General features: G+C 63.5%; 21 protein-coding genes. 5 read left to right on the forward strand and 16 right to left on the reverse strand.

The features are described 5' to 3' along the window. Positions 1 to 20: 20 nt before the first annotated feature. The 7 genes from SH412_RS22185 to SH412_RS22215 all read right to left on the reverse strand — a co-directional run bounded on the left by SH412_RS22185 (position 21) and on the right by SH412_RS22215 (position 8,687). Complete coding sequence (locus SH412_RS22185) at positions 21 to 1,613, reverse strand: cyanophycinase (RefSeq protein WP_336520215.1); 1,593 nt, start codon at positions 1,611 to 1,613, stop codon at positions 21 to 23. A 145-nt stretch (positions 1,614 to 1,758) separates the two neighbouring features. Further along, the gene (locus SH412_RS22190; RefSeq protein ID WP_336520216.1) at positions 1,759 to 2,487 is read right to left on the reverse strand and encodes a PaeR7I family type II restriction endonuclease; all 729 of its coding nucleotides are present in this window, start codon (positions 2,485 to 2,487) and stop codon (positions 1,759 to 1,761) included. Further along, on the reverse strand, positions 2,480 to 3,451 hold the full coding sequence (locus SH412_RS22195; protein ID WP_336520217.1) for a DNA-methyltransferase: 972 nt from the start codon (positions 3,449 to 3,451) through the stop codon (positions 2,480 to 2,482). The genes SH412_RS22190 and SH412_RS22195 overlap by 8 nt, the downstream gene beginning before the upstream one ends. A gap of 93 nt (positions 3,452 to 3,544) precedes the next feature. After that, positions 3,545 to 3,892, reverse strand: a complete 348-nt coding sequence (locus tag SH412_RS22200; RefSeq protein WP_336520218.1) for a hypothetical protein — start codon at positions 3,890 to 3,892, stop codon at positions 3,545 to 3,547. Positions 3,893 to 3,977: 85 nt separating this feature from the next. Further along, positions 3,978 to 5,423 (reverse strand): sulfatase family protein, encoded by a 1,446-nt coding sequence (locus SH412_RS22205; protein WP_336520219.1) that lies wholly within the window; start codon positions 5,421 to 5,423, stop codon positions 3,978 to 3,980. 476 nt (positions 5,424 to 5,899) lie between these two features. Continuing rightward, complete coding sequence (locus SH412_RS22210; RefSeq protein WP_336520220.1) at positions 5,900 to 6,691, reverse strand: phosphoadenylyl-sulfate reductase; 792 nt, start codon at positions 6,689 to 6,691, stop codon at positions 5,900 to 5,902. Between the two features lie 250 nt (positions 6,692 to 6,941). Further along, a complete protein-coding gene (locus SH412_RS22215) occupies positions 6,942 to 8,687 on the reverse strand; it encodes a DUF1598 domain-containing protein (RefSeq protein ID WP_336520221.1) in 1,746 nt (581 codons plus the stop codon). Between the two features lie 257 nt (positions 8,688 to 8,944). Here SH412_RS22215 and mutM point away from each other — a divergent pair, with 257 nt between their 5' ends. From mutM to SH412_RS22230, 3 genes are all read left to right on the forward strand, one after another. After that, on the forward strand, positions 8,945 to 9,793 hold the full coding sequence (gene mutM / locus SH412_RS22220; RefSeq protein WP_336520222.1) for a bifunctional DNA-formamidopyrimidine glycosylase/DNA-(apurinic or apyrimidinic site) lyase: 849 nt from the start codon (positions 8,945 to 8,947) through the stop codon (positions 9,791 to 9,793). A gap of 157 nt (positions 9,794 to 9,950) precedes the next feature. Further along, positions 9,951 to 10,205 (forward strand): hypothetical protein, encoded by a 255-nt coding sequence (locus SH412_RS22225; RefSeq protein WP_336518717.1) that lies wholly within the window; start codon positions 9,951 to 9,953, stop codon positions 10,203 to 10,205. Between the two features lie 88 nt (positions 10,206 to 10,293). Then, positions 10,294 to 11,544, forward strand: a complete 1,251-nt coding sequence (locus SH412_RS22230) for a hypothetical protein (protein WP_336518718.1) — start codon at positions 10,294 to 10,296, stop codon at positions 11,542 to 11,544. A gap of 409 nt (positions 11,545 to 11,953) precedes the next feature. Here SH412_RS22230 and fliN read toward each other — a convergent pair whose 3' ends face one another. The 6 genes from fliN to SH412_RS22260 all read right to left on the reverse strand — a co-directional run bounded on the left by fliN (position 11,954) and on the right by SH412_RS22260 (position 16,757). Further along, positions 11,954 to 12,670, reverse strand: a complete 717-nt coding sequence (gene fliN / locus SH412_RS22235) for a flagellar motor switch protein FliN (RefSeq protein WP_336520223.1) — start codon at positions 12,668 to 12,670, stop codon at positions 11,954 to 11,956. 18 nt (positions 12,671 to 12,688) lie between these two features. Then, positions 12,689 to 13,183 carry a hypothetical protein gene (locus SH412_RS22240; RefSeq protein WP_336520224.1) on the reverse strand — a complete coding sequence of 165 codons (495 nt, stop codon included), beginning with the start codon at positions 13,181 to 13,183 and terminating at the stop codon, positions 12,689 to 12,691. Positions 13,184 to 13,185: 2 nt separating this feature from the next. Continuing rightward, positions 13,186 to 13,968, reverse strand: coding sequence for an OmpA/MotB family protein (locus tag SH412_RS22245; protein ID WP_336520225.1), 783 nt, complete (start codon positions 13,966 to 13,968; stop codon positions 13,186 to 13,188). A 63-nt stretch (positions 13,969 to 14,031) separates the two neighbouring features. After that, positions 14,032 to 14,814: a motility protein A gene (locus SH412_RS22250; RefSeq protein ID WP_336520226.1), complete on the reverse strand. Its 783-nt coding sequence runs from the start codon at positions 14,812 to 14,814 to the stop codon at positions 14,032 to 14,034. A 31-nt stretch (positions 14,815 to 14,845) separates the two neighbouring features. Next, positions 14,846 to 15,046, reverse strand: coding sequence for a flagellar FlbD family protein (locus SH412_RS22255; RefSeq protein WP_336520227.1), 201 nt, complete (start codon positions 15,044 to 15,046; stop codon positions 14,846 to 14,848). A gap of 22 nt (positions 15,047 to 15,068) precedes the next feature. Then, the gene (locus SH412_RS22260) at positions 15,069 to 16,757 is read right to left on the reverse strand and encodes a flagellar hook protein FlgE (RefSeq protein ID WP_336520228.1); all 1,689 of its coding nucleotides are present in this window, start codon (positions 16,755 to 16,757) and stop codon (positions 15,069 to 15,071) included. A gap of 423 nt (positions 16,758 to 17,180) precedes the next feature. Here SH412_RS22260 and sucC point away from each other — a divergent pair, with 423 nt between their 5' ends. Next, a complete protein-coding gene (sucC, locus tag SH412_RS22265) occupies positions 17,181 to 18,362 on the forward strand; it encodes an ADP-forming succinate--CoA ligase subunit beta (protein WP_336520229.1) in 1,182 nt (393 codons plus the stop codon). Between the two features lie 73 nt (positions 18,363 to 18,435). On the opposite strand, the gene SH412_RS22270 is transcribed toward sucC, so the two are convergent. Then, positions 18,436 to 19,620, reverse strand: coding sequence for an IS110 family RNA-guided transposase (locus SH412_RS22270; protein ID WP_336519166.1), 1,185 nt, complete (start codon positions 19,618 to 19,620; stop codon positions 18,436 to 18,438). A gap of 368 nt (positions 19,621 to 19,988) precedes the next feature. Here SH412_RS22270 and sucD point away from each other — a divergent pair, with 368 nt between their 5' ends. After that, positions 19,989 to 20,870: a succinate--CoA ligase subunit alpha gene (gene sucD / locus SH412_RS22275; protein ID WP_336520230.1), complete on the forward strand. Its 882-nt coding sequence runs from the start codon at positions 19,989 to 19,991 to the stop codon at positions 20,868 to 20,870. Between the two features lie 149 nt (positions 20,871 to 21,019). Here the strand turns inward: sucD and SH412_RS22280 are convergent, their stop codons facing one another. Together SH412_RS22280 and SH412_RS22285 are read right to left on the reverse strand one after the other, a co-directional pair. Beyond that, positions 21,020 to 21,949, reverse strand: a complete 930-nt coding sequence (locus SH412_RS22280; RefSeq protein WP_336520231.1) for a cyanophycinase — start codon at positions 21,947 to 21,949, stop codon at positions 21,020 to 21,022. Between the two features lie 642 nt (positions 21,950 to 22,591). Beyond that, positions 22,592 to 24,823, reverse strand: coding sequence for a hypothetical protein (locus SH412_RS22285; protein WP_336520232.1), 2,232 nt, complete (start codon positions 24,821 to 24,823; stop codon positions 22,592 to 22,594). Positions 24,824 to 25,100: the final 277 nt, after the last annotated feature.

The raw sequence follows: 25,100 nt of genomic DNA on the forward strand, positions 1-25,100 counted from the left end.
CTCTGGCGATTCACGACTCCCTATTCCCTGACCGCCTCTACCACGCGACGGGACCTGAGATCAAATCGCTGTCCCGCTCCGACCGAAACGTAGTCTTTATCATCGTCGGCGTCCTGACGACGGGCATCGTAGAACGCGACATTTCCTTTGCCGACGACTTCAGCCTCGTGCCGACGAACAATGAGCGCCGTCCCCTCGTCGATCCCGATGCCGAGCAGTTGCGGATACGTCTTGATCAGTGACGACATGTCCGCGAACCGACCCCGCTGCGTGAAGTGCTGATCGATGGCGACCCCCGTCAGGAACCCCAGCCCCTGTTCGTAGCCTTCCGCCATGATGTCGCGATTTCCCAGCGGATTGCCGCGCGGCAGATAGTCCCCCTGAATCGACGCCCCCGCCGACGAACCCCCGATCACCCCGCCGCGGGCCAGCACGTCGTGCATCAGCTTGTGGGCCGTCGTGTTCTGGTAAGAATCGACCAGATTCCACTGCCGACCGCCGCCGAACCAGATGCCCCGCGCCCGCTTCAGCGGCGCCAGGAAATCGTAGTCGCTCGAAGCCTTCCGGCGATCCTTGGTATGCAGGAGCGAGACGTCGGTGGCGCCGGCGTCCCGAAGCGTCTCCACAAAACTGTCGCTGAGCACGACTTCCTGCTCCGTGCAGGGAACTACAACCAGCGGTGCATCCGGACCGCCGGCCAGTTCGATGAAGCGTTTCACCAGACCGGACGGCATCCCGCCGCCGCCGACAATGACCAGCGACCCGCTCTGCACCTGCGGAGGCGCGGGATCAGCCGGCGGAAACGGCGACCGTGAACGCGCCCGAGCCGCCCGGCTGAGAGCCACCAGATCGGCCTCTTGTCCGGCCGCGAGTCGATCGATTCGCACGGGTCGCTGTGACGACGCGGCGAGGATGACCATGACTTCCGATTTGCCGATCACCCCCAATTTCCGCCCGCGAAGAATCAGGGCCGTCTCCTCCGGAATCCCGAAACCGACTCGATCCGGTTGAGCTGTTACGATCTGCACCAGCCGGTCCCGCGAGTTCTGTTCCAGGAATTGGGGGGCGACGATCGCTCCCGGCAGCAGGTCCAGTCCCTGCCGATCGTCGCCGTCTTCCCGCGAGACAAAACGGGACAAGGCAATTCCCGTCGACGTGCCGCCGACAACGCCGCCGCGCTGGATGACATCGCGAACGGCAGCTTCCATGTCCCGGCCGCCAGAACCGGCCAAGAGGGCAGATGGGTTCGCATTCTGGAACCACACTCCGGTCGCCTCAGCCAATGACGCGACCATCTCCGATTGCACAATTCCGGCCGGAAGAGCCACGCGCACGACTTCCATCGATCCCGGCTTTGCAACCTTCCATTCGATGGCTTGCCCGTCGCCGTCGTCGGCGACCACGACAGAAATTTTCGCCTTCGTTCCGCCGGCAAGCTCCACAAACGTCTCGCGGACCTCCTCCGAAACCGGTCCGCCTCCATGCAGAACCAACGCCCCCCGCAGTTTTCCGACAGGTTCCGGCCCCGTCGGATCGTATTGAGCCATCAGCGGCTCGCAGCACACCAGCAGCGCCGCCACGCGGATCATCACCCGGCAATCGCGATGCAGCATGCGGAGAATCTCGTTCAACATTCGAAAGAAAAGTTCCACAACACTTTACCCGGCACAGCCGGTTCGTGCCGACTCAGAGCTGGGTTGGGCGTGGATACCGGATTCGGCGGCGATGGGGCAGCCGCCGACCGCTCATGCGCGTTCGCTACGACCTCAACCGCGCGTATGTCGCCGCATGAGCCGACAGTCCCGCGGCGAAGGCCCGGAAGCTGAGCTCCTCCGATGGACAGGAGAACTCACCCTTCTTCCCGCCGGCCTCAGTCGAAAGAATCAGGCTGGTCCCGTCGTAAAGGCGTTCCCGGAGGAGCTTCGTCAGCAGGATCTGGTAGCGCTGGACATAGGACGCCTCGCGGAACTCCGGGAAGACCGGAAAGTGAGGCATCTTCATCTTGACGGGTGTCTGCGATTTCAGGCAGTCCTCCAGCAGGAAGACATACCCGAGCCAGGGACGTTGCGATGGCTGGAAGGCCCCCTCGCGATAGGCTGCCCATAAATCCGTGGCATTGCCCACCGCCTCTTCAGCTCGATTGTTGAAGTTGTTCCCGAATGATGGACCAACCTGGGCCTTGAACTCGACCACGGCCAGCAGCTTTCCGTCGACAACCGCCAGCAGATCCCAGTTCTTCTCCGCCCGAAAGTATCCGGGCAGCTCCAACCGGCTCTGCCAAAAGACTTCGGCGTCTGTAAGTCCCGCCTCCAGTAGCAGCGTGCGACATAGCACGACGAATCCATCCAGATGCTTGCCGCCGGTCACGGCGGTCCGCAGCCCGGCGTCGCGCAGTCCGGAAGCGGTTCCTTGACGCTTTGCCTGGCTGCCTCGCGTCAACCAGAAGTGGCGGATCGCCTTGCTGACGCGTTGATCGAGATTATCCATGCACGTTGACCGTCACCGAGGTAAAGATATCCGTCGCGGCATTGATCCGCTTGCGGGCCTGCGCCAGGTAAGTCGAATCGATTTCGCTGCCGATTGAGTTCCGGCCGTTCCGCATTGCAGCCATCGTCGTGCTCCCAGTCCCGAGGAACGGATCGAGCACCGTATCCCCCACAAAGCTGAACATCCTCACCAGCCGCTCGGCCAATTCGACCGGATAGGGGGCCGGGTGATTGCGTGTCGAAGCCCCAGTCAGCCCGGTCCAGATCTGCTGGAACCACTCGCGATGGTTCGCTTCTGAAATGAGACTCAGCACTCGCGTCGCCACTGTCGGCTGTCGGTAGCCGCCCGGCTTCCGTTCCATCAGGATGAACTCGATATCATTCTTGATGACGGCGTTCGGCTCGTACGGCTTCCCCAGAAATCCCCCGCCATTCCCTTCGGCTTCGTAGACCGCGTTGGCGATCTTATGCCAGATGATCGGCGAAAGATTGTCGTAGCCAATCGCCCGGCAGTGTTCCTGAATCGACGCATGCAGCGGCATCACCATGTGCCGACCGTTGTTCTTGCGACGCGACAGGCACACGTCGCCGACCACGCAGACAAGTCGGCCACCCGGGACGAGCGCATCAAAGCAGACCTGCCAGACGCGATCGAGTTCACTCAGGAACTCCTCATAGTCGGCAATATGTCCCATCTGTCCGGACGAATCACGATACTCCTTGAGTGTCCAATAGGGAGGAGATGTGACGACCAGATGCACCGATTCCGACGGCAATGTCAGCTCGCGAGCGTCGGCCCGGAAGAGATCGTGGCGGGTCGGTATCCCCCGGACGGAATCCTCAATCAGCCGCATCAACCCGGGATCTTTGGCGATGGCCGGCAGCGCCGTCTGCGGATTCTCGATCACGCGGAGCTCGTCCGGCAGAAACTCGTCCGGTACAAATGTGCGATCCGCGATCAGCATCCGAGTCCATCCTCAACGTACTGCGAAAACCGAATTCTAGCGTCGCGGGAAAGATTTGTGACCAGTCACCCCTCAATGCGACTGACCCTGCCGCTACCACAGCAGATCATGAACCTGAACCACCCACCACGGCCCCACCGCCACCCCCGCATCCAGCAGCACCACCAGCGCCAGCAGCACCCAGTACGGCGACACCCGCAGCCGCTCCGTCAGCCGATCCGACCACCGCCCGCACCACCACCCCGCGATCATCAGCGGAATGAACAGCCCCAGGGCGTCGATCACGATCGTCATTGCGAAGATCAGCGCAATCGGGCCAAGCTCGCGGGCGGTCGCCGCATAAATCAGCGTCGCGATCGGCGGAAACAGAAACGGCGCTCCCCACAAGCCGACAAGCTGCAGCTCCTCATGATCCGGTCGGTAAGAATCAAAATCCACCATCGTTGAAGCCCGGAACGGATTCGTAAGCAGCCCCGCAGACTCCAACTATTCGCTATTCCCTATTCGCTTCTCGCTATTCTCCCCCTCACTCATACACCCACTTCGTCACCCACGGATCCCCCGTCCCCTTCTGCCACCGCTGCAGCTTCTCCTGCAGCCCCTTCAGCCGCTCGGCCTGTTCCGGCTCCCCGGCCAGGTTGTGAATCTCGTCGGGATCGGAAACCAGGTCGTACAGCTCGTGCTGCGCCCGGAAGACGTACTGCTGCACCGTCCGCCGGCCGTACATCTGCTGGTCGTCCTCGCGGGCCAGCACCCCCTGCCAGGTCGGGCTGGCGTAAAGGTCGCTCGCAAACGGATACGGCAACTGGTGGGCCACGTTGTAGATGTATTTGTACCGCCCGCTGATCACCGTCCGCATCGGGTAATACATCTGCACTTCGTGGAACGTGTGCGACAGGAAAATCTCGTCGAACGCGTCCGTCCCCGGATCGTCGAGCACCTTCAGAAACGACTTCCCATGATTCCGGTACTGCTGCTTGCCGGCGGTCTTCCGCTCCCCCGTGTTCTCCGACGGTCGCAGCGGCACGCCCGGACCGGGCTGGACTTCGCACCAGTCGAGAATCGTCGGCGTCAGATCGGCCCACGTCACGCGGGCCTGCGTCGTCGCTCCCGCCTGCTTCAGTCCCGGCTTGCGGACGATCAGCGGCAGCCGCGAGCCCGGCTCATAATGATTGGTCTTCGCGCCGGGGAAGGGAGGGCCGTTATCGCTCAGAAACAGCACCAGCGTGTCGTCCGCATGACCCGTCTCCTCCAGCACGGTCATCAGCGCCCCCACCCCCTGATCGAGCCGGGCGATCGCTTCGTAGAACTCCGCCATCTCCCGGCGGACCTCCGGCTGATCCGGCAGCCAGTTCGGCGGCGTCAGCGACTTCGCCTCGAACTTCACCGGCGTATGCCCCGGATAATCCTTCTCGTTCGCAAAGCTCGACGCCCCCGCCCGGTGGGGATCGGTCGAACAGACGTAAAGGAAGAACGGCTTCGAATCGTCCTCCTTGATCCACTCCCCGGCGTTCTGCGCCATCCGCACGCCGTTCCGTCCGCCCGAAACCCCTTCATTGAGGTAGGCGTCAAAGTGATAGACGTACTCCGGGGCGACGTGATACTTGCCGATCGAGCAGGTTCGATAGCCCCCCTCGCTCAGCAGCACCGGCAGCGTGCGGACGCTCTCGTACGTGCTGAAGTGCCCGTCGGCGTGGGCGTGCCCGTAGTGCCCGGTGGCGTGATTGTAGAGCCCGGTCAAAATCACCGACCGGCTCGCGCTGCAGCTCGCCGTCGTGCAGTGCGCCTGTTCGAACCGCACCCCCTCGCGGGCCAGTCGGTCCAGGTTCGGCGTCTTCGCCTGAGCGTCGCCGTAGCACCCGAGCTGCATCCCCAGATCGTCCGCCACAAAGACGACCACGTTCTTATGCTCGGCCGCCGGCAACGCAGTGCAGGTCAGCACCCCAGCCAGAAACAATCCCCACTTCAGCATCGCGTCGTCCCCCTCTCGCAGCGTCCCGGCAGATCGTCAGGCAGCAAAAGCCGTCAACGAGCATGGATGAACGCGGGATGGCGATCAAGAGGGGAGCAGCGGGCTTCGGGGATCGGGCCCGTACGGTGGACGTCCTCGTCCGCCGACGGTCCGTCGACCCCCTCCCGATTCCGTATGACATCTCAACGCCGGAGAGGACGGACAAGGTCGCCGGAGGTGAAATGCAGCGATCTCCCGGCGACGAGCTTCGACCACCTGCGGTCGACTGCACCCGAGCCCCACGCTCGCAGAGAAGAGTGAAAAGTGGTCAGTGGCGAGTGAGAAAAGATCTGCAGGCAGGGCTGCATCCCCACGCCGTCCCCCGAGACTCAACTCCCTGTCGACATCCCGCCTTCGACATTGCAGCGCAGGAAACGGCACCGGTGCCAGACCAGCATCCCCTGTCTGGCTCTCAACTCTCGACTCTCGTCTCTCGACTAAATCGCAAAATCCGTCATCCGGCCCAGCAGCTTGTCGATCGTGTCCTGCGGCAGGTCGATGGCGATGCCGGCCCCCCCTTCGCGGTCGGTCGGGTTGATGCCGCAGTAGACCGACCACGGACCCAGATGCCGCCACCGGCCCGCACGCTTCGGCTCCGTCGGCAGAACCGGCGTCGTGCAGCGGTTGCAGCCGATCGTCGTAAACCCCTGATAATGCAGCGGGTTGACGATCACATGGTGCTCGGCGATGTAGGCGTCGAGCTGCTCGTTCGTAAAGTTCGCCAGCGGATTGATCCGCAGGCAGTTCATTTCGACGTCGAGATGCAGAATCGGGCAACTGTCCCGCCGGCCGCCGTCCGTGCGGCGCAGGCTGCCGATCAGCGCGTCGTAGCGTCCCTTCGCCGTCAGCAGCGGCTCGTTCTTCCGCATGTGGCAGCAGGTCTTCTGTCCTTCGTGGTCGAGGTACAGCACGCCGAGCTGCTTGGTCTGCTCTTCCATCGTCAGTCGCGGCATCAGCGTGATGATCTGCAGGCCGTATTCGCGGGCGATCCGGTCGCGCGTCTCCAGCGTCTCCTGAAAGTTAACCCCCGTGTCGACGAACAGGACCGGAACATTCAGGTCCAGCGAGTGCAGCATGTGGCAGACCACGCTCCCCGCCATCTGCATCGCCGACAATGTCGCCACGCGATCGCCGAACGTCTCCTTGGCCCAGCGCAGCAGGTCGCCGGGAGAACTCTCTTCAAAGGCCCTGTTCAAAGGAATCAGGTCGGCCTGGGTCAAAGTCGCCATAAAACTGAAACTCGCGACAAGTCTGTCGAACGGATCGGTTGAGATTCCCGTCAGACACGCCGCGCGGGCGCGAGGTTCCGGGAAACGTCGGCGAAGTGTAGCAAACCCGCGCCAAACGGGGCAACGTCGGCCCATCGGCCTAAGTCTTCAGCCTGTTTCGGGTTGAGGGCGGCCATCCAAAGCCTGCAGCCCGCGAATCCAAGGGGAGTCGCGGGCTGCAGGGAGATTTCGGCAGATTCGGGCCGTGGGGTTACTTGGCGTCCCACCACCAGCGACCGACCGGCAACTGCGGAGCCGCCGCGGCGACCTTCTTGGCCGCCAGCTCCGGAGCTTCGCGATTCACCGCGGCGTCCTTCAGGACCGAGCGGACATCGGCGCTCACGCCGCCCGCCACCTGGACCACGATGTCTTTGCCGTTGTAGACGCGGTGATTGACCACCGAATCGATTTCGCGGGCGGCCGGGTAGTGCGCGGCCTGGTAGTCGCCATTCGGACCGAGCGAGCCGAAGTTCCAGCCGATCTGAGTGGCGATCTTGTCTTCGTGGATCAGCGAGGCGACGAGGGCCAGGTCGAACACGTTCTGAGTATCCGCGAAGACCACGTCCCGCGCCGCCAGCTTGTTGTAGTGCTGCGTGAAATTCTGCGCGAACTGCCGGTTCGTCGCCTCCGACTTGCCGGTCGGCAAGTGCTTCCCTTCGGCGGTCAGAAGCTGGTTCTCCGACTGGCACAGCACCGACGATCCCTGAATCTCAAACGCCGTCCGGTCGGCCGAATGCAGCACGGCGTCGTACTTCATCGTCAGCCACCATCGCAACGCGTCCATCGTCGACACGTTCTTCTGCTGCGAAAGCGTCAGCAGGTCGAAGTAGCTCGGGATTTCCTTGCCGGCGTCGAGCTTGTCGATGCCGATCAGCTTCATCCGGTAGTCGGCCTCGACGATGACGCGAGCCGCCCGGCTGTCTGCCGGAATGCCCCAGACCACCACGTCCTGCCGACCCAGTTTATCCTGCAGATTCTTCGTCCAGCCGCGCAGAGCCCCCGGAGCCAGCGGCCCCTTGGCCTGCGACGCTTCGACGTACTGCGACAGAGCCTTCACACCCTCTTCGCGAACGTTGATCGAGCAGCCAAAGTCATTCTGGCCTCGCAGGAACGCCCGCAACACCACGACGAAGTCGTCGAGGTTCAGCACGGGGCGACCCGATTCGACGCCGACAATCTGACCTTTCTCGTCGTACTGCCACGCCTCGGCCGGACCGCCAAGGATCACGTCCTTCTCGCCCTGGGCGACGAACACGTGCGTCACGCGGGTCAGGCCGGCCATCCGGGCCATCGACTCCGGCACCGACTGGCCCTGGTCGAGCGAATCGGCGACGGCCTGTTCCAGCCGACGCAACGAAATCAGCCGCAACTTGCTCGGCCGGGCCATATCTTCGTTGATCGCGGCGTCCCGGACGCGCTCGCTCAGAGCGGCCAGCTCGCCGGTCATTTCCTGCTCGGAGATTTTCGCCAGCAGGCCCTTGGGATCGACGCGAACGCCGGTCATGAACGGGGTCATCGTCCCCCCTTCGCCGTCGACCTGCTCCCACATCCCGCTGGTGTTATCCTGAATCAGCGTCATCAGCGACGTAAAGTCCGCCTGCACGCCGCCGCCCAGCGACTGAGCCGCCCGGCCGCGTTCTTCCGCCTGGGGCATCCGCCGCGTTGTGGCGTATGCCGCATCGCGTTCGCCGGCGCCGGCCTGCCGACTGGCAATCATCTGCAGGAGCTGAGACTGCTTGGCGGAATCGGGTGTCGACAAGGCGACGTTGGTCGCCAGGCCGAATTCGCCAGCCGCCGCGTGTGCCGCGACCGTGTCATCGATCAAAGGCGTCGCAGCCAGAACGGACTCCATTCCCGACGAGCTGGCCACTGCGAACAGCGACGCCGCAATCCACTTGCGACCGGCTGTGGCGCGGAACTTAGACAGAATGGGCAAGTTGTGGTCGCGAGGGACCATGTGGCTGCTCCTTTGAGGCTGCCAGTCGACTGGTACGGGCGCAGAACGCTCCGAGGGGAATCTCCTCCATAGAATCGCCTTCGCGTCGGGCTGGCGTCAAGGAGTTTCCTGGAATTGCCCCAGATCCCCAAACGCCCGGCCTCCCGCCTCCCGACAAACGTCACACCTGCTAGAATGCCTTCCCGAACAACGGGTTGCGTCGGCCCATCGGCCGCGCGCCACCCGCAAATCTTCGCCAGACGACGCCGGAGGGAATATTGCCAGAGCTCCCCGAAGTGGAAACGATGGTCCGCGGCATTCGTCAACACGTCACCGGCCGGAAAATCCGCGGATTCCGCGACTGCGGCTGCCGCTGCAAACCCCTTTCGCTCCGTCCAGACCTTCCGGAACTGACCCGGCGAATGACCGGAAACACCATTTCCGAGGTCCGCCGGCTGGGAAAACGGGTCGTGCTGGACCTGCAGGATGGGGCGAGCCTGGCGATTGAGCCGCGAATGACGGGCCTGATGGTCCTGGCCGATCCCCCCGACGTCGAACACCTCCGCCTGGAATGGGAATTCGCCGGCCGGGGGGAATTCGACCGCCTCTGGTTCTGGGACCGTCGGGGGCTGGGAACCGTCCGGCTGTTCGAACGGGGAGAACTGGAGTCCGCACTCGCCGGCTCGCTGGGACCGGACGCCCTGACCGCCCCGCTGACGCACTGGCTGGGGTTTTGCAAAAGGACATCCCGGCCGATCAAAGTCGTCCTGCTCGATCAGACCTGCCTGGCGGGGATCGGAAATCTCTACGCCAGCGAGATCCTGCACGTCGCCAAAGTCGGCCCCGCCCGTCCCGCAAACCAGCTCACAGCCCGCGAAATTGGTCGCTTGCATCAGGCCGCGCAGGACGTTCTCAACGACGCCATCCGGCACGAAGGCTCCACGCTCGGCGACGGCACGTACCGCAACGCTCTCAACAAAGCCGGGGGCTACCAGAACGTCCACCGCGTCTACATGAAAGCCGGACAGCCCTGCGCAACCTGCAGAAAAACGGCGATCGAACGCATCGTTCAGGCGCAGCGTTCGACGTTCTACTGCCCGCGATGTCAGCCGCCCAAAGACCGATGAGCGTCGAAAAACGTCACAATTCCACGGCCGGATGTCGAAATCCCTCGTTCCCAGGCTCCGCCTGGGCTGCGCGAAATCCGTCGTTTTCAGGGGCAATTGGCCTCGGCGAATCGTCGCGTTTTTGTTCCACTGGGCTTTTTGTTCAAGGAGGAACGTCATGACCTGCGAAACCAGCGAAACAGCCGTCGCCCGGTATTCGTCGCCGGCGGGCAAGTTGGTGCGGTTCTTCGAGCGGAGTCGCAATCGGTGGAAGGCGAAGTCCGGCCAGTGGAAGCGAACCTGCAAGCTCCTGCAGAACCAGACCCGCGCCGTCGAGAAGAGCCGCGCGATGTGGCGCACGCGGGCCGCCGCGGCCGAACGCCGCGCGGCGGACCTGGAACGTGAGATCGCCGCCTTAAAATCCGGGCGCTGACCGGGTCGCCGACGCAGCCCCTGGCCCCCTCCCGGACGCCGTCCGACCGGCCCATCATGCGTATTCGGCAGCGGCCATCGGCCTGACGTTGCAGTTCTGTCTGGCCGGAGCGGTCAGCTTTCGCGGCTGCCGGGCGGTGGTCGAACTGCTGCGGGACAGCCTGCCCCAGTTCCGGGGGGCTCCTGCGGCCAATACTGCGGAAGCGTGGCTGCTGCGGCTGGGACTGCACGAGTTGCGGCGGCCCAAGGAATTCGCCGCCGACTGGGTGTTCCTCGTCGACCACACGCTGCAACTGGGGTCGCGGAAGTGTCTGGTCATCGCGGGGCTGCGATTGTCGGCGTGGAAAGCGCTGACGGCGCCGCTGACGCACCAGGATCTGACGCTGCTGGCGCTGCAGCCGGTCGAAAAATCCAGCGGCGAGATCGTCCAGCGGCAGCTCGCGGCTGCGGCCGGGCTGGTCGGCGTGCCGGCCGCCATCCTCAGCGACGAGGGTTCGGATCTTCTCGGCGGCGCTCAGCGTTTCCGCGAACAGCACCCGACGACGCAGGTGCTGCACGACATCGCCCACAAGACGGCGATCGTGCTCAAGCACGAACTGCTCGCCGATCCGCGGTGGATCGCGTTCGTCAAACACTGCGGGCAGACGCAGCCACGGGTGAAGCAGACGGAACTCGGACACCTTGCTCCCCCCACGCAGAAAGTCAAAGGGCGTTACTTGAACTTGGGGCCGCTGATCGGCTGGGGCGCCCGCATGCTGCGGCTGATCGACACGCCCGCGGCCGAACGTCCCGCGGGTCTCGACCTGACGCGGCTCGAGGAGAAGTTCGGCTGGATCCGCGACTTCCGGGAGGCGCTCGTGGACTGGAACGACTTGCAGGCGGTCAAGGACCACATGCTGGAGTTCCTGCGCGTGGCGGGCTACCACGCCGCCGCCGGCGAGACGCTGCGCCGGCAACTGGAGACGGTGGCCCGAACGCCTGCCGGTGAGCGTGCGGCGGCGCGGCTGGTGGAGTTCGTGAGCGAGCAGTCGAGCGGCGTGCTCCCCGGACAGAGTCTGCCGGCCAGCAGCGAAGTGCTGGAATCGCTGATCGGCAAGGGCAAGCGTTTGCAGGGCCAGCACAGCCGCGGCGGCTTTACGAAACTGATTCTGGGGATGGCCGCGTCGGTCGTGCGGATCAGCGAGGAAAAGATCTGCGAAGCCCTGAACGCCGTGCGGCATCGCGACCTGCTCGCGTGGATCGACGACCACTTAGGCAAGTCGCTGACAGCCCAGCGCCGCCAGGCCCTCCCCGTCCTTCCAGGAACAAAAGCCGGATCAACCGGGACCGCCAACAATTGACGATTTCGCGCAGCCCAGGCTCCGCCTGGGAACGCCTCTTCGGACGCTCCGCGTCCTCTTTCTCCCACTAAATCACCGGCATCAATTCAGGAACAGCGAGTCAATTCATCTTGTCCCCTCTCCCGCTGTCTTCAGTGGGAGAGGGTCAGGGTGAGGGTCTTCGAAGATGTCGGAGTGTCGTCCACGGAGTAAAGACGGCGCACCTCACTCTCGACGCTGGTGATGTGGCTCGGGAATTCATCCAGCGCTATCCGCCGGCGTCCCCCCCGAATGCAGAGACCCCGGCAACTGCGCTGCAGCGACCGGAGCCGGGCACCTGAATTGCGGGCTGTTGATTCCGCAAAAAGGGAACAGCAACTCAAACAGGAGTCTCCGGCTATTCGCTATTCCCGACTCGCTATTCCCTCCACTACATCTCCGGCGTGAGAATCTCCGCCACGCGGACGCAGAAATTGTCGTTGAGGACGAGAACTTCGCCGCGGGCGACCATCCGCCCGTTGACGAAGATGTCCACAGGGTCGCCCGCAAGCTTGTCGAGCGGGACGACCGACCCTTCGCGGAGTTTCATGACTTCTTCAATCAGCAGTTCCGTCCGCCCCAGTTCTACGCGCAGATCGAGCTCGACATCCTGCAGCGAACCGAGCTGGCGGACCGCTTCGGACCGGGAGTCCGACGAGTCGAAACTGGCATACTCGAACTTCCGCGGTTCGCCCAATTCCGGCGGCAGACCGCGGGGGGCTCTGACGTCGGGAGCGACCGCGGCCGCCAGGTGCTGCTCGGCCTGCCGCAGCGAAGCTTCGGCGGGACTGGGAGCCGGCGGCTTGCGGGGGGGCGCGGGCTTCGCGGCCGGTTTCGGCGGCGGGGCGGCCGGGGCCGAAAACAGTGCAGAAATATCGTCGGCGCTCAACAGATCGGACGGGGCGGCGACCGGCGGCGCGGGCGATTTGGCCGGCGGAGCGGCCGGGGTCTGCTGAAAGAGCGCCGAAATATCGTCGGCATTGAGCAGGTCGGACTTGCCGGCGGCCGGCGGGGCCGCAGCGGCGGGCGGCGGCGGATCTTCACCCCGCGCTGCGGACATCAGCGCCTCGATTTCTTCGGGCGTCAGCAGTTCGTCGGAGCCAGCCACCGGGGATTCCGATCCGTGTTATTGTTCGATGAGGCGAATATCGCTGACTGCGACATCCGCGACGAAATTCTTGCCCACCACCTTGTTGACTTCCTCGCGAATCTGTCTGCGGATTGTGCTGAGATTCGGGTCGTGCAGATCTTCCAGCGCGGCGCTGCGGATGATTCGTTCGATGGATTGCCGGGTGCGGGTCTTGTGCGTCTTGTTGGCGAGTTCCTCGAAGGCCAGATTCTGGCGATCCTGAACGATGCAGACGACCTTGAAGCTCACGTGAATCGTCGAGCCGGCGGCGGCCCGGTTGTTCGTGCAGTTGAAGTTGTCGATCAGGACTTCCACCGTGGCGTCGGACGGAACATCGACGGCCTCCTCTTCCTTTCCCGCCGCATCATCCCCCTCCGTCGTCGCCGCGGCCCCCGCGGCTGGAGCGACCATCAGGTAAGTCAGTCCCGCGGAGAGCAGCATAGCGACCGGGATCAGGGCGACAATCAGAATCGTCTTTCCGCCGAGTTTCATGGTCACGGTCTTTCGGCTGGCGACGCGGCCGCGCCGGCCGGCGCTGCCGGCGACTGGTCTGGATTGTTGCCCTTGGAATCTGCGGTGGTATAGGTATCTACGACAAATACGTCAACACGATCATTCTGCTGCTGCGCCTCCGGAAGCCGGCTGATGACTTTCGGCTCGCTGTCGCCGATGGCGACAACCTGAATCCGCGTGGGGGAAATCCCCTGATCCATCAGGAACTGGGCGCATTTGCGGGCGCGGGCAAAGCTGAGTTCAAACGGATCCTTGAACGGAGAATCCCCCGGCAATTGTTCGCGAGACGTATGGCCGCTGACGACAATATTGTTCTGCCGGCCAGCCAGAAGCCTGCCGATCGCCTCGAGATCCTTACGGGTGGATTCGCTGATTCGGTCGGTGTGGACCGAAAAGACCGCTGGCCCGCCGAGCGTGATGACCGTTCCATGCGCCAGGCGTTTCACGGACGCCGAAGGGCCGGCAAGCCCTTTGCTCTTGTACCCGCCCTTCTTGGTGCCGCCTTTCGAGGCATTCCCGTGCGATGCGGCCGTTTCCATCGCGCCGGTCGTCTGCAGCGAATCGCCAGGCGCGCCGAAGATTCCGTCCAGCGGCCCGAATTGCTCCTTCATGGAGTTGAGCATCGCCTTCATCTTGCCGGCACTCTTCATCTCCGCCATTGAGACGAGCATGATGAAGAATGTCAGCAGCAGCGACATCATGTCACCGTACGTGACGACCCACTCGGGAACTCCGGGCGGCGGATCATCGGGTGGCATCGCCATGGTTGCAGTCGCGACGGTTGGAGTGTGGCCTGCCGGACAAGGGCCGAAAGTCTCGACGAAACGTCAGGCGGCCGCTTTATTACGGGCGAACGCCGCACGCTCTTTCGCCGGCAGAAACGTCAGCAGCTTCTGCTCGATGACGCGCGGATTGTCGCCGTTCTGGATCGACAGCAGCCCGCGGATCGCGATTTCGCGAATCTCGATTTCTTTGCGGCTGTAAAACGCCAGTTTGTCGGCAACCGGGAGGCAGAAGGCGTTCGCGATATACGCGCCGTAGAGCGTCGTGAGCAGCGCGACCGCCATACCGGGGCCGATGGCGTCGGGGTTGGACATGTTGCCGAGCATGATGATCAGGCCGATCAGCGTACCGATCATGCCGAACGCCGGCGCGTAACGGGCAGTGGTCTCCATCAACGTCTTACCGAACTTGTGGCGGGTCGCCATGGATTCCACTTCCGAACGCATAATGGCTTCCATGACTTCGGCTTCGGTGCCGTCAATCGCCATCTGCAGCCCCATCAGAACGAATGGATCCTGGATGGAAGCCGTCTTGTTCTCCAGCGCCAGAATTCCGTCCCGGCGGGCGATTTCGGCGAACTCCACGAGCTGCGTGATGACCGGCGTGACCGGCTGCACCTTGGGGAAAAACACCTTCTTCGAGATCGCAAAGAACTTCATCACGCTCGCAAATGGGAAGGCAATCAGCAGAACGGCGATGGCGCCGCCGAACACCATGATGACCGACGGCGTATCCCAGAACGCCTTGAGGCTGGCGCCGGCGACGATGATGCCGTAAAGCATTGCGCCGTTCGCTGCAAGCACGCCGATCAGCGTCGCCTTGTCCATGAACTCCTGCTCCTGCCGTCATTCGGCCAAATCACCGCGCCAGACCTGGAACGAGCCGGATGGCGCGGGCGTATTCGATGGATCTGCGGATCACTTCGTCGACCGGTTCCAGAACGATCAGCCGCTCGTCGGTCGTGAGCGTGACGTACGTGTCCGGACGGCTTTCGACGAAGCGGATCAGGTCGGCATTGACGACGAATTCCTCGCCGTTGATGCGGGTGAGCTTGATCATGGCGGCCCCTCTGCACGTCGGACTAGCGAGCGAGCTGCAGCAGTTCGTCGACGAGCTGCGTCACCGACTGGATCACGCGCGAATTCGCCCGATAGTTCGTCGAGGCGACGATCAGATCGACGAGACTCTTGCCGATGTCCGTGTTCGACAGCTCGATGGCGCCCGCGCGGATCGTCCCCACGCCGAACGTGGCGGGTTCCACCAGCGCCGGCGTTCCCGAACTGACCCCCTCCTTGAACGTCGTGGAGCCGTCTTCGATCAATCCGTCCGGGTTCGCGAACCGGGCCAGAACCACCTGGCCGAGCGGTCGAATCAGCCCGTTGTCGAAGACGCCGTTCACCACGCCCGACTCGTCGATGATGAAGTTCTGCAGCGTGCCGGGAGGAGCCCCGTTTTGTGCCGACAGGTCGAGTTTGCTCCCCGCCGCGGCGGTCGAAATGCCGGTGATCCCGGTGAAGTCGATCGTCACCTGCATCGGGCTGACGGCGGCGGTGTCGGACCGATCGAGCGAGAAGGTCGAAATGCCGCCGTTGGAGACCCGCCCCAGACTGTCGAAATCGACCGTCCCCGTGGACAGGGCGACGTTGCTGCCGGAGTTGTCGGGGCTTTCGATGTAGTAGCGGTAAGTGGTTTTGCTCGGATTTGTCCCTTCGAGGATAGCGGAAACCCGTACGTTGACCGGCTGGCCGAGCGAGTCGTAAATCACAAAGTCGGTGCCGGTGCTCTCGCCATTGGCCGTCTGCGTCTTGTTGAAACTCAGCGGCACGACCGAGGTGCCGCTGACGAGGTCGCCGACGGTGACGTCGATGTCGTTGACGGTGCCCGCGTTGCCGACGATCGTAATCTGCCCCCCCGCCAGCGTGACGCCCGGCTGGGTCCCGGTGACTCCGTCATTGGGAATCGTGCCGCCGGACTGAATGCCGAGCGTGTCGGAATAGAACTGCATCAGATCGTCGACGGTCGTCGTGGCGGTCACCGTCAGATGCCCCGCTTCGACCGTCCGTCCCCCCTTCCGGGGTGCGAGCGACAGCTCCTGCCCGACGGTGAACAGCGTATCGCCGTTGGCGTTCTCCAGGTCGGAGAGGAGCGAAGTCCCGGTGGCGGCCGCAGACGTGCTGGTATCAGTCATGACGCCGGTCGTGGAGACGCTGCCCTGTGTCGCCAGCGCACCGGCCGGAAACAGCGCTCCCGTCAGCGCCAGCGACGTGGTCTGCTGGGCGATGTTCAGGTTGCCGATGGGAATCGACATCGGCACGAGCTGGGTCTTCACCACGTTGAAGTCGCGGTCGACCCCGTAGCCCATGACGAACATGCCCTGATCGTTGACGAGTTTGCTGTCGCTGTTGAGTGAGAAGTTGCCGTTGCGCGAATAAACCCGTCCGTTCGGGCCGTTGAGAATAAAGAAGCCGTTCCCCTGGATCGCCAGGTCGGAGGGGCTGCTGCTGTTGGTGACGCTCCCCTGGGTGAAGTCTTTGGAAATCACCGACACCGACGCCCCCAGGCCGACCTGTCGGGGGTTGGTGCCGCCCTGGGTGGCGGTGGGACGCGAGCCGACGCTCAGCGTCCGGGCGAGCTGGGTCTGGAAGCGGACCGTCGAAGCCTTGAAGCCGTTGGTGCCGGCGTTGGCAATGTTGTTGCCGAGGACGTCGATGCTGACTTCGTTAAGCTGCAGCCCGTTGAGCGATGTGTTCATCGCGGACGTAAGACCCATACCGACACCTCCCTGTACTGGCGGGGGGACTGCGGGGTCTGCCGGCGCGTGAAAGTTGCACCGTCCACGGCGCAGGCGCTGGCAGACAGTCCGACCGCTGCTCTTCCATATCGGCGCACGAGCCGGCCCGCGGGCAGCGCGAATGGGGTCGTTACAACAGGCACGGAGAGGCTGGCTGCTACATTCGTTACAGCCGGAAAAGTTTATCGCACGACTGAGGCCAGCCGCCGCCTCGATCGCGGGGCTCTGCCGTCAAATTCAACGCAGTCCTCCAGAGCCTTGAGGAGATGACTGAGGGCGTTCTCGGAACAGAACTGTCCGATGGTTAGCGTGGGTTCCGGCTCACCGGTATGATGGCTTCGAAGCAGGGAATGGGCCGGTGGTGGTCCCCTGCAGATGCCCCCTCAGACCGCGGGATGCTCGATGAAGATTCACGAATATCAGGCGAAGCAACTGCTTGTGAAGGCAGGAGTTCCGGTTCCACGCAACATTGTCGCCAGGACCCCGGACGAGGCCGCCCGAGCCTTTCAGGAACTGGGAGGGGAGCTCGCCGTCGTGAAGTCTCAAATTCACGCCGGCGGCCGCGGCAAGGGCCGGTTCAACGAGCATCCGGAACAGCCGGGAGTGGTGCTCGTCCGTTCCGCGGACGAGGCGAAGGCCCATGCGGCCCGCATGCTGGGTTCGACGCTGGTGACGATCCAGACCGGTCCTGAGGGAAAACAGGTCAGCACGCTGCTGGTCGAAGCCGGGCTGAAGATCGCCCGCGAGCTCTACCTGGGCGTGGTGGTCGACCGCGAAGCGGGCGGTCCGGTATTGATCGTCTCCTCCGAAGGAGGCATGGAGATTGAAGTCGTCGCGCACGACTCTCCGGAGAAGATTCTCAAGGAGGCCTTCGACGTCTCCGCCGGTCTGCAGGCCTTTCAGGCGCGCAAACTGGCGTTCGCACTCGGTCTGGAAGGGGCGGCACTCAAGAATGCGGTCGGGTTCTTCCAGAAGACATGCCAGTTCTTCGTCGACAATGACTGCAGCATGGCGGAAATCAACCCGCTGGTCGTGACGGCTGACGGAGAGCTGATCGCGCTGGATGCCAAAGTCACGTTTGACGACAACGCCCTGTTCCGCCATCCCGAGTTCGCCGAGCTGCGGGACCTGAACGAAGAGGAGCCGATGGAAGTCCAGGCCCAGAAGGCAGGGCTCAGCTACGTGAAGCTCGATGGGAATCTGGGCTGTCTGGTGAACGGCGCCGGCCTGGCGATGAGCACGATGGACATCATCAAGCTGCACGGCGGCGAGCCGGCGAACTTCCTCGACGTCGGGGGCGGGGCTAACGTCGATCAGGTGACGGAGGCGTTCCGGATCATTCTTGCCGATCCCAATGTGAAGGGCGTGCTGGTCAATATTTTCGGCGGCATTATGAAGTGCGACACGATCGTGACCGCGCTGATGACCGCCTACGACAAGATCGGCATCAAGGTTCCGCTGGTAGTCCGGCTGGAAGGGACGAATGTGGAGATCGCCCGCAAAATGCTGGCGGTAAGCGGTCGGAACATTGTCACCGGTACGGATCTGACGGACGCGGCGAAGAAAGCCGTGGCGGCGATCTGACGGCGATTGAAGCGGAATGAAGAGGATTCACCGCGGAGCGGCTGTGTTGTTGGTCAAGGTGGATTTGTGAGATTTACGCATTTTGGAGTCCGTGGTTCCAGGCGGTGTCGGATTTGATCATCGCGTTGAGGATGGTCAGGAGTTTGCGGATGCAGGCGGTGAGGCAGACCTTGCTTGGCTTACCGGCGTCTTTGAGTCTGCGATAGAACGGTCTGATGACGGGGTTGCAGCGTGAGGCGGTGAGTGCCGCCATGTAGAGAGCGGAACGGACGGAGGCTCTGCCGCCGCGGATGGATCTGAGTTTGGAGGACTTGCCGCTGTCGCGGTTGTAGGGGGCGACGCCGACGAGTGCTCCGACCTGCTGGCGGTTGGCGTCGCCGAGTTCGGGGAGTTCTCCGAGGAGCACGGCGGCTGTCCGTTTGGCGATGCCTGGGACGGAGGTCATGAGTTCGACGCGGCGTTTGGCATCGGGGTCGGAGTCGCAGAGATCGTCGATCTGTTTTTCGATGGCAGTGATGCGTATTTTGAGCATGTTTCGGGTTTGCTCGATGTCGTCTTTGACGGCCTTGTCGCGAGCGGCTTCGAAGTGATTGGACTCCTGGACGTGGAGGTCGACGAGCTGCCGTCGGCGAGTGACGAGTGCGTGGAGTTTGAGCTGGAAATCGGAGGGTTTTTCGGTGATCTGGAGTTCGGCGACCTTGGAGTAACGAACGAGGACGCGTGCGTCGATGGCGTCGGTTTTGGCGATCCATCCGGCCCCTGTGGCAAAGGCGCGGACGCGGATGGGGGGCACGACGGCGACGTGATACCCGTGATCGTTGAGACAGAGGAAGGCGTCGAAGTGATAGGTGCCGGTGGCCTCCATGACGACCTGGCAGCGGTCGGGTGGGGGGAGCTGCTTGAGGAGTTTCAGGAAGCCCTTGAGGTCGTTGTCGACGGCCAGGAGGGAAGAGGAGTCGGACATGGCGACATCGAGTCGTGCCTTGGAGACGTCGATGCCGATGTGGATGCGGGGGTCGATGGCGTGTTCCCAATCTCGTAAATGCGAGCTCGGAGAGTTTCGAGAACGCTTCCGGCTCAAACGGCTGTTCGGGCTGGTACGACCATGCCGACGACGATCCAGCTCCGCGGCGGGCTCTGAGGCCCCAGACGCGATCGATCTGTCGCCGGCCGCGGCGGGGGCCGCTTCGTCGCTACGCTCCGAAGCGGCCCCCGCCGCGTGTCCCATGACACCACACGGGGTAGATGGATTCAACATACGAGACGCGGAGGACGCGGAGAAATGCAGGAGCCAGGACCAACCAACGGTGGAGACGGCAGCTCGCAAAGCGCTGCCGGTGACAATCGTGCTGGTCGGTCAATTCTCTGCGATGGATCCAGGCCGACGGAAACGGCAATCCGAAGCTCGCTTCAGATTCAGCCGCTGTCGCTCGGCAAAATGCTGAAGCCCATCGGGACACAAGCAGAGATTCTTGAAGAGATGTTGAGCCAAGGCGATGAGAGTGACTCGATCGACGCTGAGAGAGCACCTGGCTGATCGTACAATGCTGACACTTTGAGGTATTTGGCGTCTTTGAGATCCTTGAACTGGATTCGGACCCCTCCAGAAAAGAGTGAATACACGGTATGAGCATTCTCGTTGACAAGCAGACGCGCGTGATCTGTCAGGGCATCACCGGTAAGGCGGGGCTGTTTCACAGTCAGCAGTGCCGGGCCTACGGCACCCCGATGGTCGGCGGCGTGACGCCGGGCAAGGGGGGGACTGAAGTCGACGGTTTCCCGGTGTTCAATACCGTGGCCGATGCTCGGGCGAAGACGGGGGCGAACTGTTCGCTGATCTTCGTGCCGCCTCCGGCCGCCGCGGATTCGATTCTGGAGGCCTTCGATGCGGGGATCGAACTGATCGTCGCAATTACCGAGGGAATTCCGGTCCTGGACATGGCCCGCGTCAAGCGGCAGATGGTGAACTACCCGAAGTCGCGACTGATCGGCCCGAACTGTCCCGGAATCATCACTCCGGGCATCGCCAAGATCGGGATCATGCCGGGGTACATTCACAAGCCGGGTCCGGTGGGACTGATCAGCAAGAGCGGCACCCTCACCTACGAGGCCGCCTGGCAGCTCGGCAATGTCGGGCTGGGGCAGTCGACGGCGATCGGCATCGGCGGCGATCCGATCGTCGGGACGATGTACATCGAACTGCTGGAAATGTTCCAGAACGATCCGCAGACCGAATCGATTCTGATGATCGGCGAGATCGGAGGGAACGCGGAGATCCAGGCCGCGGAATACATCAAGGAGCACGTCACGAAGCCGGTCGCCGCGTTCATCGCGGGAAGTACGGCTCCTCCGGGCAAGCGGATGGGACATGCCGGGGCGATCATCTCCGGCGGCGCCGGGACGGCTGCCGAGAAAGTCGCGGCTCTGGAAGCTGCGGGAGTCGTCGTCGCGGCCAGCCCGGCGGACATGGGAGCGGCGGTCCAGCGGGCGATTGCGGCGAGGAAGTAAGAAGAAGGCGTGAGCGGAAAGCCAGAGAAGCGGAATAAAGCCTGCCGCCTGTTGCTCATCGCTGATCGCCCCGGGGCAATTTGAAGAGCGGCCCGCCGGGCTGGCAACTGACGAATCACAAACCTCAAAGAACCAGTAACGTTTTCTCGCTACTCGCCCAGAATGTCTTCCAGGTCAAAGCCGGCTGAGGGTGGCGTCGGGGCGCCGTTTCTCAGGCTGGCGAGATCGAACTCGTCGCCGGCGTCGAAGAACTCGATCCGCGGTCGGGGGCTGCCGGGCGAATTGCAGCAGGCGACAGCGCACGAGTCGCCGACGATGCGGAACCGGCCCGACCGGACGGAAAGGATAACGGCGGTCCGTTCGTCGACGCCGAGGCCGACGTGATCGGGGTAGTCGTCAAGCATCTTGAGGAGTCGTCCGATCCGGTTCCGGCGGACGAAGTGCTGATCGATGATCACTCCCTGAATCAGCCCCAGGCCCCGACCGCGGTGAGGTGATTCGCGGCCGCCGGCGATCATGGGATCGGACATGGCGGAGGCGCCTGCGGAAGTGCCGCCGATGACGCCGCCCCGTGCGAGGACGCCCAGCAGTCGTTCCTGGACGGGCGTGTCGCGATACCAGCCGGCGAGCCAGGTCTGTTGTCCGCCGCCGAGCCAGACGCCGGTGGCTTCATCGAGGCAGCGGGAGAACTCGGGGGTTTCCGAGGTGCTGCGTGAGTCGGCATGGAGGACTTCGACGGACTGCGGGGTGAACTGGCTCCAGTCTTCGCGGTATTCGCGGAGGCCCGCGGCGTCTTCATTGGCGGCGGGGATGATGACCAGCCGGGCTTTGTCGCCTCCCGCCAGTTCGAGGAAGTGCCGTTTGACGCCGTCGGGGAGTCGTCCGCCGCCGGCGATGAGCAGGGTCCCTCCTTCGCGTCGGCCGTCTGCGGCGGCGGAGTAGGTCCAGCGGGCGACCCGGCGTTCGATTTCGCTGCGGGCCAGCAGGCCGGCTCCCGTCGAGAGAGTGGCGACCCCAATCCAGAGGAGGACGCGCCAGCGCGGCGGCCGATTGCGGCCGGCTCGGAACCATGAGGACATGTGATTGGCCCGAATACGCGGAACGACGCAGGAATCGTCAGCGAGCGGATCTCTCGCAGAAAGGCAACGGAAAGAGGAATCTACGAAGACGTGAAAAAGTCCGGCGCGGGCGATCGCCCCCTGAGGAGTACGACGCGGCACGGAGAATTGCTGGGTGTGAAAGTTGGAAATCCAGAAAGCCCGGGGAGAGGCCGAGCGACCATCGAGAGCTTTGACGGTTCGTCGCTGAGCCGTTTGTCGCTCAAACCACAGACTCGCTCCTGAGGGACACGCCATTTTTTTGTTTGGAGAGATCCGTTGCCAGCAGGTGGCGGGTGTCGAGTCTTCGAGCCCCCAGGATTGAAGCCAGTTTGCATTCGCTGGGGGCGGTCGCAGACGCCCGACCCCAGCCACCCGTCCCCCGCTGAGCCAGAGTTCCTCCCCGACGAGTGCTCCCGCGGGGGCGGAACGCAGCAGACTTCCCTGTGCGATGAGCGACCAGGGCGCTGGGGGTGCCTTGTAAGGTCTACGAGGGCGACACCGGCGTCGGAAGAACGCCCGCGACTTCGGCCCGGGATCGAGAAGAGAATGCGAAATGCAAAGAGCCCGCAGGATTGCTCCTGCGGGCTCTTGCGTTTCAACCATCAACCAGCCGCATCGTCGTTACTTGACCGACAGAGCGATCCAGCCGTCCGCCAGCTTGAGTTGCGTAATGACCGCCTGGACGGTCTTCTTCGCCCCCTGGATGTCCACGACAGCCGTCAGGGGCTTCTCGGGAATGCCCCGCTCGACCCGGCGGGAGATTTCCTTCCGCGTCGCCAGGCCCGCCGAACCTTCGACCATGACCGGTTCCGGAAGTTCGACGAGAATCTCCTGACCCTTCAGCGTGAACTGCAACGGCACAGTGACGCTCAATTCGGGAACGTCGTCCTTGCCTTCCCGGCGGAAACCGGACTTCAGCGTGATGTAGACCACGCCGTCGCTGACGCGAATCCGAATCGGATCTTCCTTGGCGAACATGAACGTCGTAATCCCGGCGTCGTCGCTTTCCCCATCGGCCGCGGGCTTCGCCGGCTTCTTCGGGAACTCGACCTTGCGGTCAAACGCTTCGCTCAGGAACGACGCGATCTTGTCGCTCAATTCGTCTTCGGTCAGCGTCTGCCCCGCCAGGCCCATTCGCGCCAGGCTGTTGTTGATCAGCGACTGATGAATCATCACCGCCGCCGTTCCAGCCGGCGTGAAGACATATCGCGGGTCTCCGCCGCCCAGTTCCGTCGCCCCCATCAATCGGGTGCTGACCCGCACGTCCGTTTCGGTCGACTGCAGGGCCCGGGCATCCGGGAACAGCCCCTTGGACTTCAGGCCGGCGAACAGCTCTTTGTCGAGCGTCTCGTTGACCTTGTTGAACTCCGTGTTGACTTCGTTGTTGAACCGCGGCAGGACCTGCTGCTGAATCCGGCTGGCCGCAATCGCTTCCGACTCCGGACGACGCGCGGTTGCTTCGCGGACGGCGATCCGCTCGGCGAAACCGCCCAGCAGTCCGCCGCTGAAGCGGGTCGACGCTCCCGTGGTCGTGTTGCTGGCGTTCACGCCGATCGTGGCGGGGCCGGTCGTGAATCGATCGCCGTCGAACGTCAGCGGCTTGGCGGCCCGGAACGTGTGGTAGCCCGAGGTGTAGATGGTCGCGTCGGGCGTTGCACCGGCGGTGCTGGATTGAACCGTGCCGTTCAGGACCAGATCGAACTTCAGTCCGCTGGCCGACGGCTTCATATCGACGTCCAGGCTGGTCGTGGTGGTCTGGTTGCCGCCGACGGCCGCTCCCAGCACGTAGTCATTCACGGCCCCCTGCTCGACGCGGGCGTCGGACAGCAGCCGGCTCAGGAAGGTCTCCGTCGCCGAAAACCGCAGGTTGTAATTGAAGAAGTGCTTCTGCAGCGCCGCGGCGATCAGATCGCCCCCATCCGGAGACTGCGCTCGCACTTTGGAGAACGATTCCCGCGTCTTCGCTTCGCTGCCAGTCGTTCCCGCCGCCTGAACGTCTTCGACGGCCGCGACCAGTTCGGCGAGCGAGGCCCGCAGCGCCGTCACGGTTTCGGGGTTATAGGGAGTTTCGGCGACCTTGAGATAGGCCTCAATGGCCTGCTCGACTTTGACGAACGCCGGGCGGCCCAGGAATTCCTTCTGCGTTTCGTCCGTCAGTTCGGATCGCTTGGCCAGCTTGGCATGCGTCGTCTTCAGCGCCTCGATCGTCGCGGCCTCGGTCGCAGACTTGGCGAGGCCCGCTTTCGCGGCATCGACCTTGGCATACGGAATCCAGGCGGATCCGCCGCTGATCGTCGCGAGGTACGCTTCGAGCCCGGAAATCGAACTCGATACGGCCTGCCCTTTCTTTTCGACCTGTTTGGCGTAGACGGCCGGACCGTCCAGCTCCAGCGTCGCCAGCACTGCCTCGGCAAGATCGATGCGTCGCGACAGGCCGCCATGCACGTCCGTCAGCGGAACGTTGAGCGATGCGTAACGCGGGTCTTCCAGCGCCTTGTCGACGACGGCCAGCTTCGACTTCAGCGTCGCAATTCCGGCCCGTTGTGCGGCGAGATCCGCCGAGCCGAGCTTCTGGTAGACGTCCTGAATCGCGGCGGCGGTGTCCTTAGACCATTGCTCCCAGTTGCCATCGAGAGCCGCAAGCCCCTCGGCCGTCAGATCGGCGGGCACTTCGGCAGAGAAGATCCCCTGCAGCCCCACGGGATTGCCGTTGTTTTCGAAGCCGGACGTTCCCGAAGCCACACCGGCCAGCAGCCCCAGCGCCGCGACGCTGCGGAAGAAACGCTGCGGACGGGACCGTCGCTGGGCCGCAAGTTCGATCGAGAGACGCGTTTGAGATGCCGGGTGATGCATGAGGCCACTCCGTTGGAACTTCAAGAAGCTGCGATCAGAGATCGTGGAAAGACGATTTGCTGAGGGACAACACGAAACCGACAGGCCCGCGTCGTCCTGGATGCTCAGTGTATCGGCCATTCCCGAGACCGGCTCCGCAGCCTCATGGGAATCGAATTCAACCATACAACGGTTGCGGGACGCTGAAACCTCCGTCCTTTGGCAATTCGCCGAATCAGCGCAATCGTCACGATTTGACTCGAATGCGAGTCTAGCCCGTGGTCACGCTGGATTCAAT

The organism is Planctellipticum variicoloris, from assembly GCF_030622045.1.
Classification (GTDB): domain Bacteria; phylum Planctomycetota; class Planctomycetia; order Planctomycetales; family Planctomycetaceae; genus Planctellipticum; species Planctellipticum variicoloris.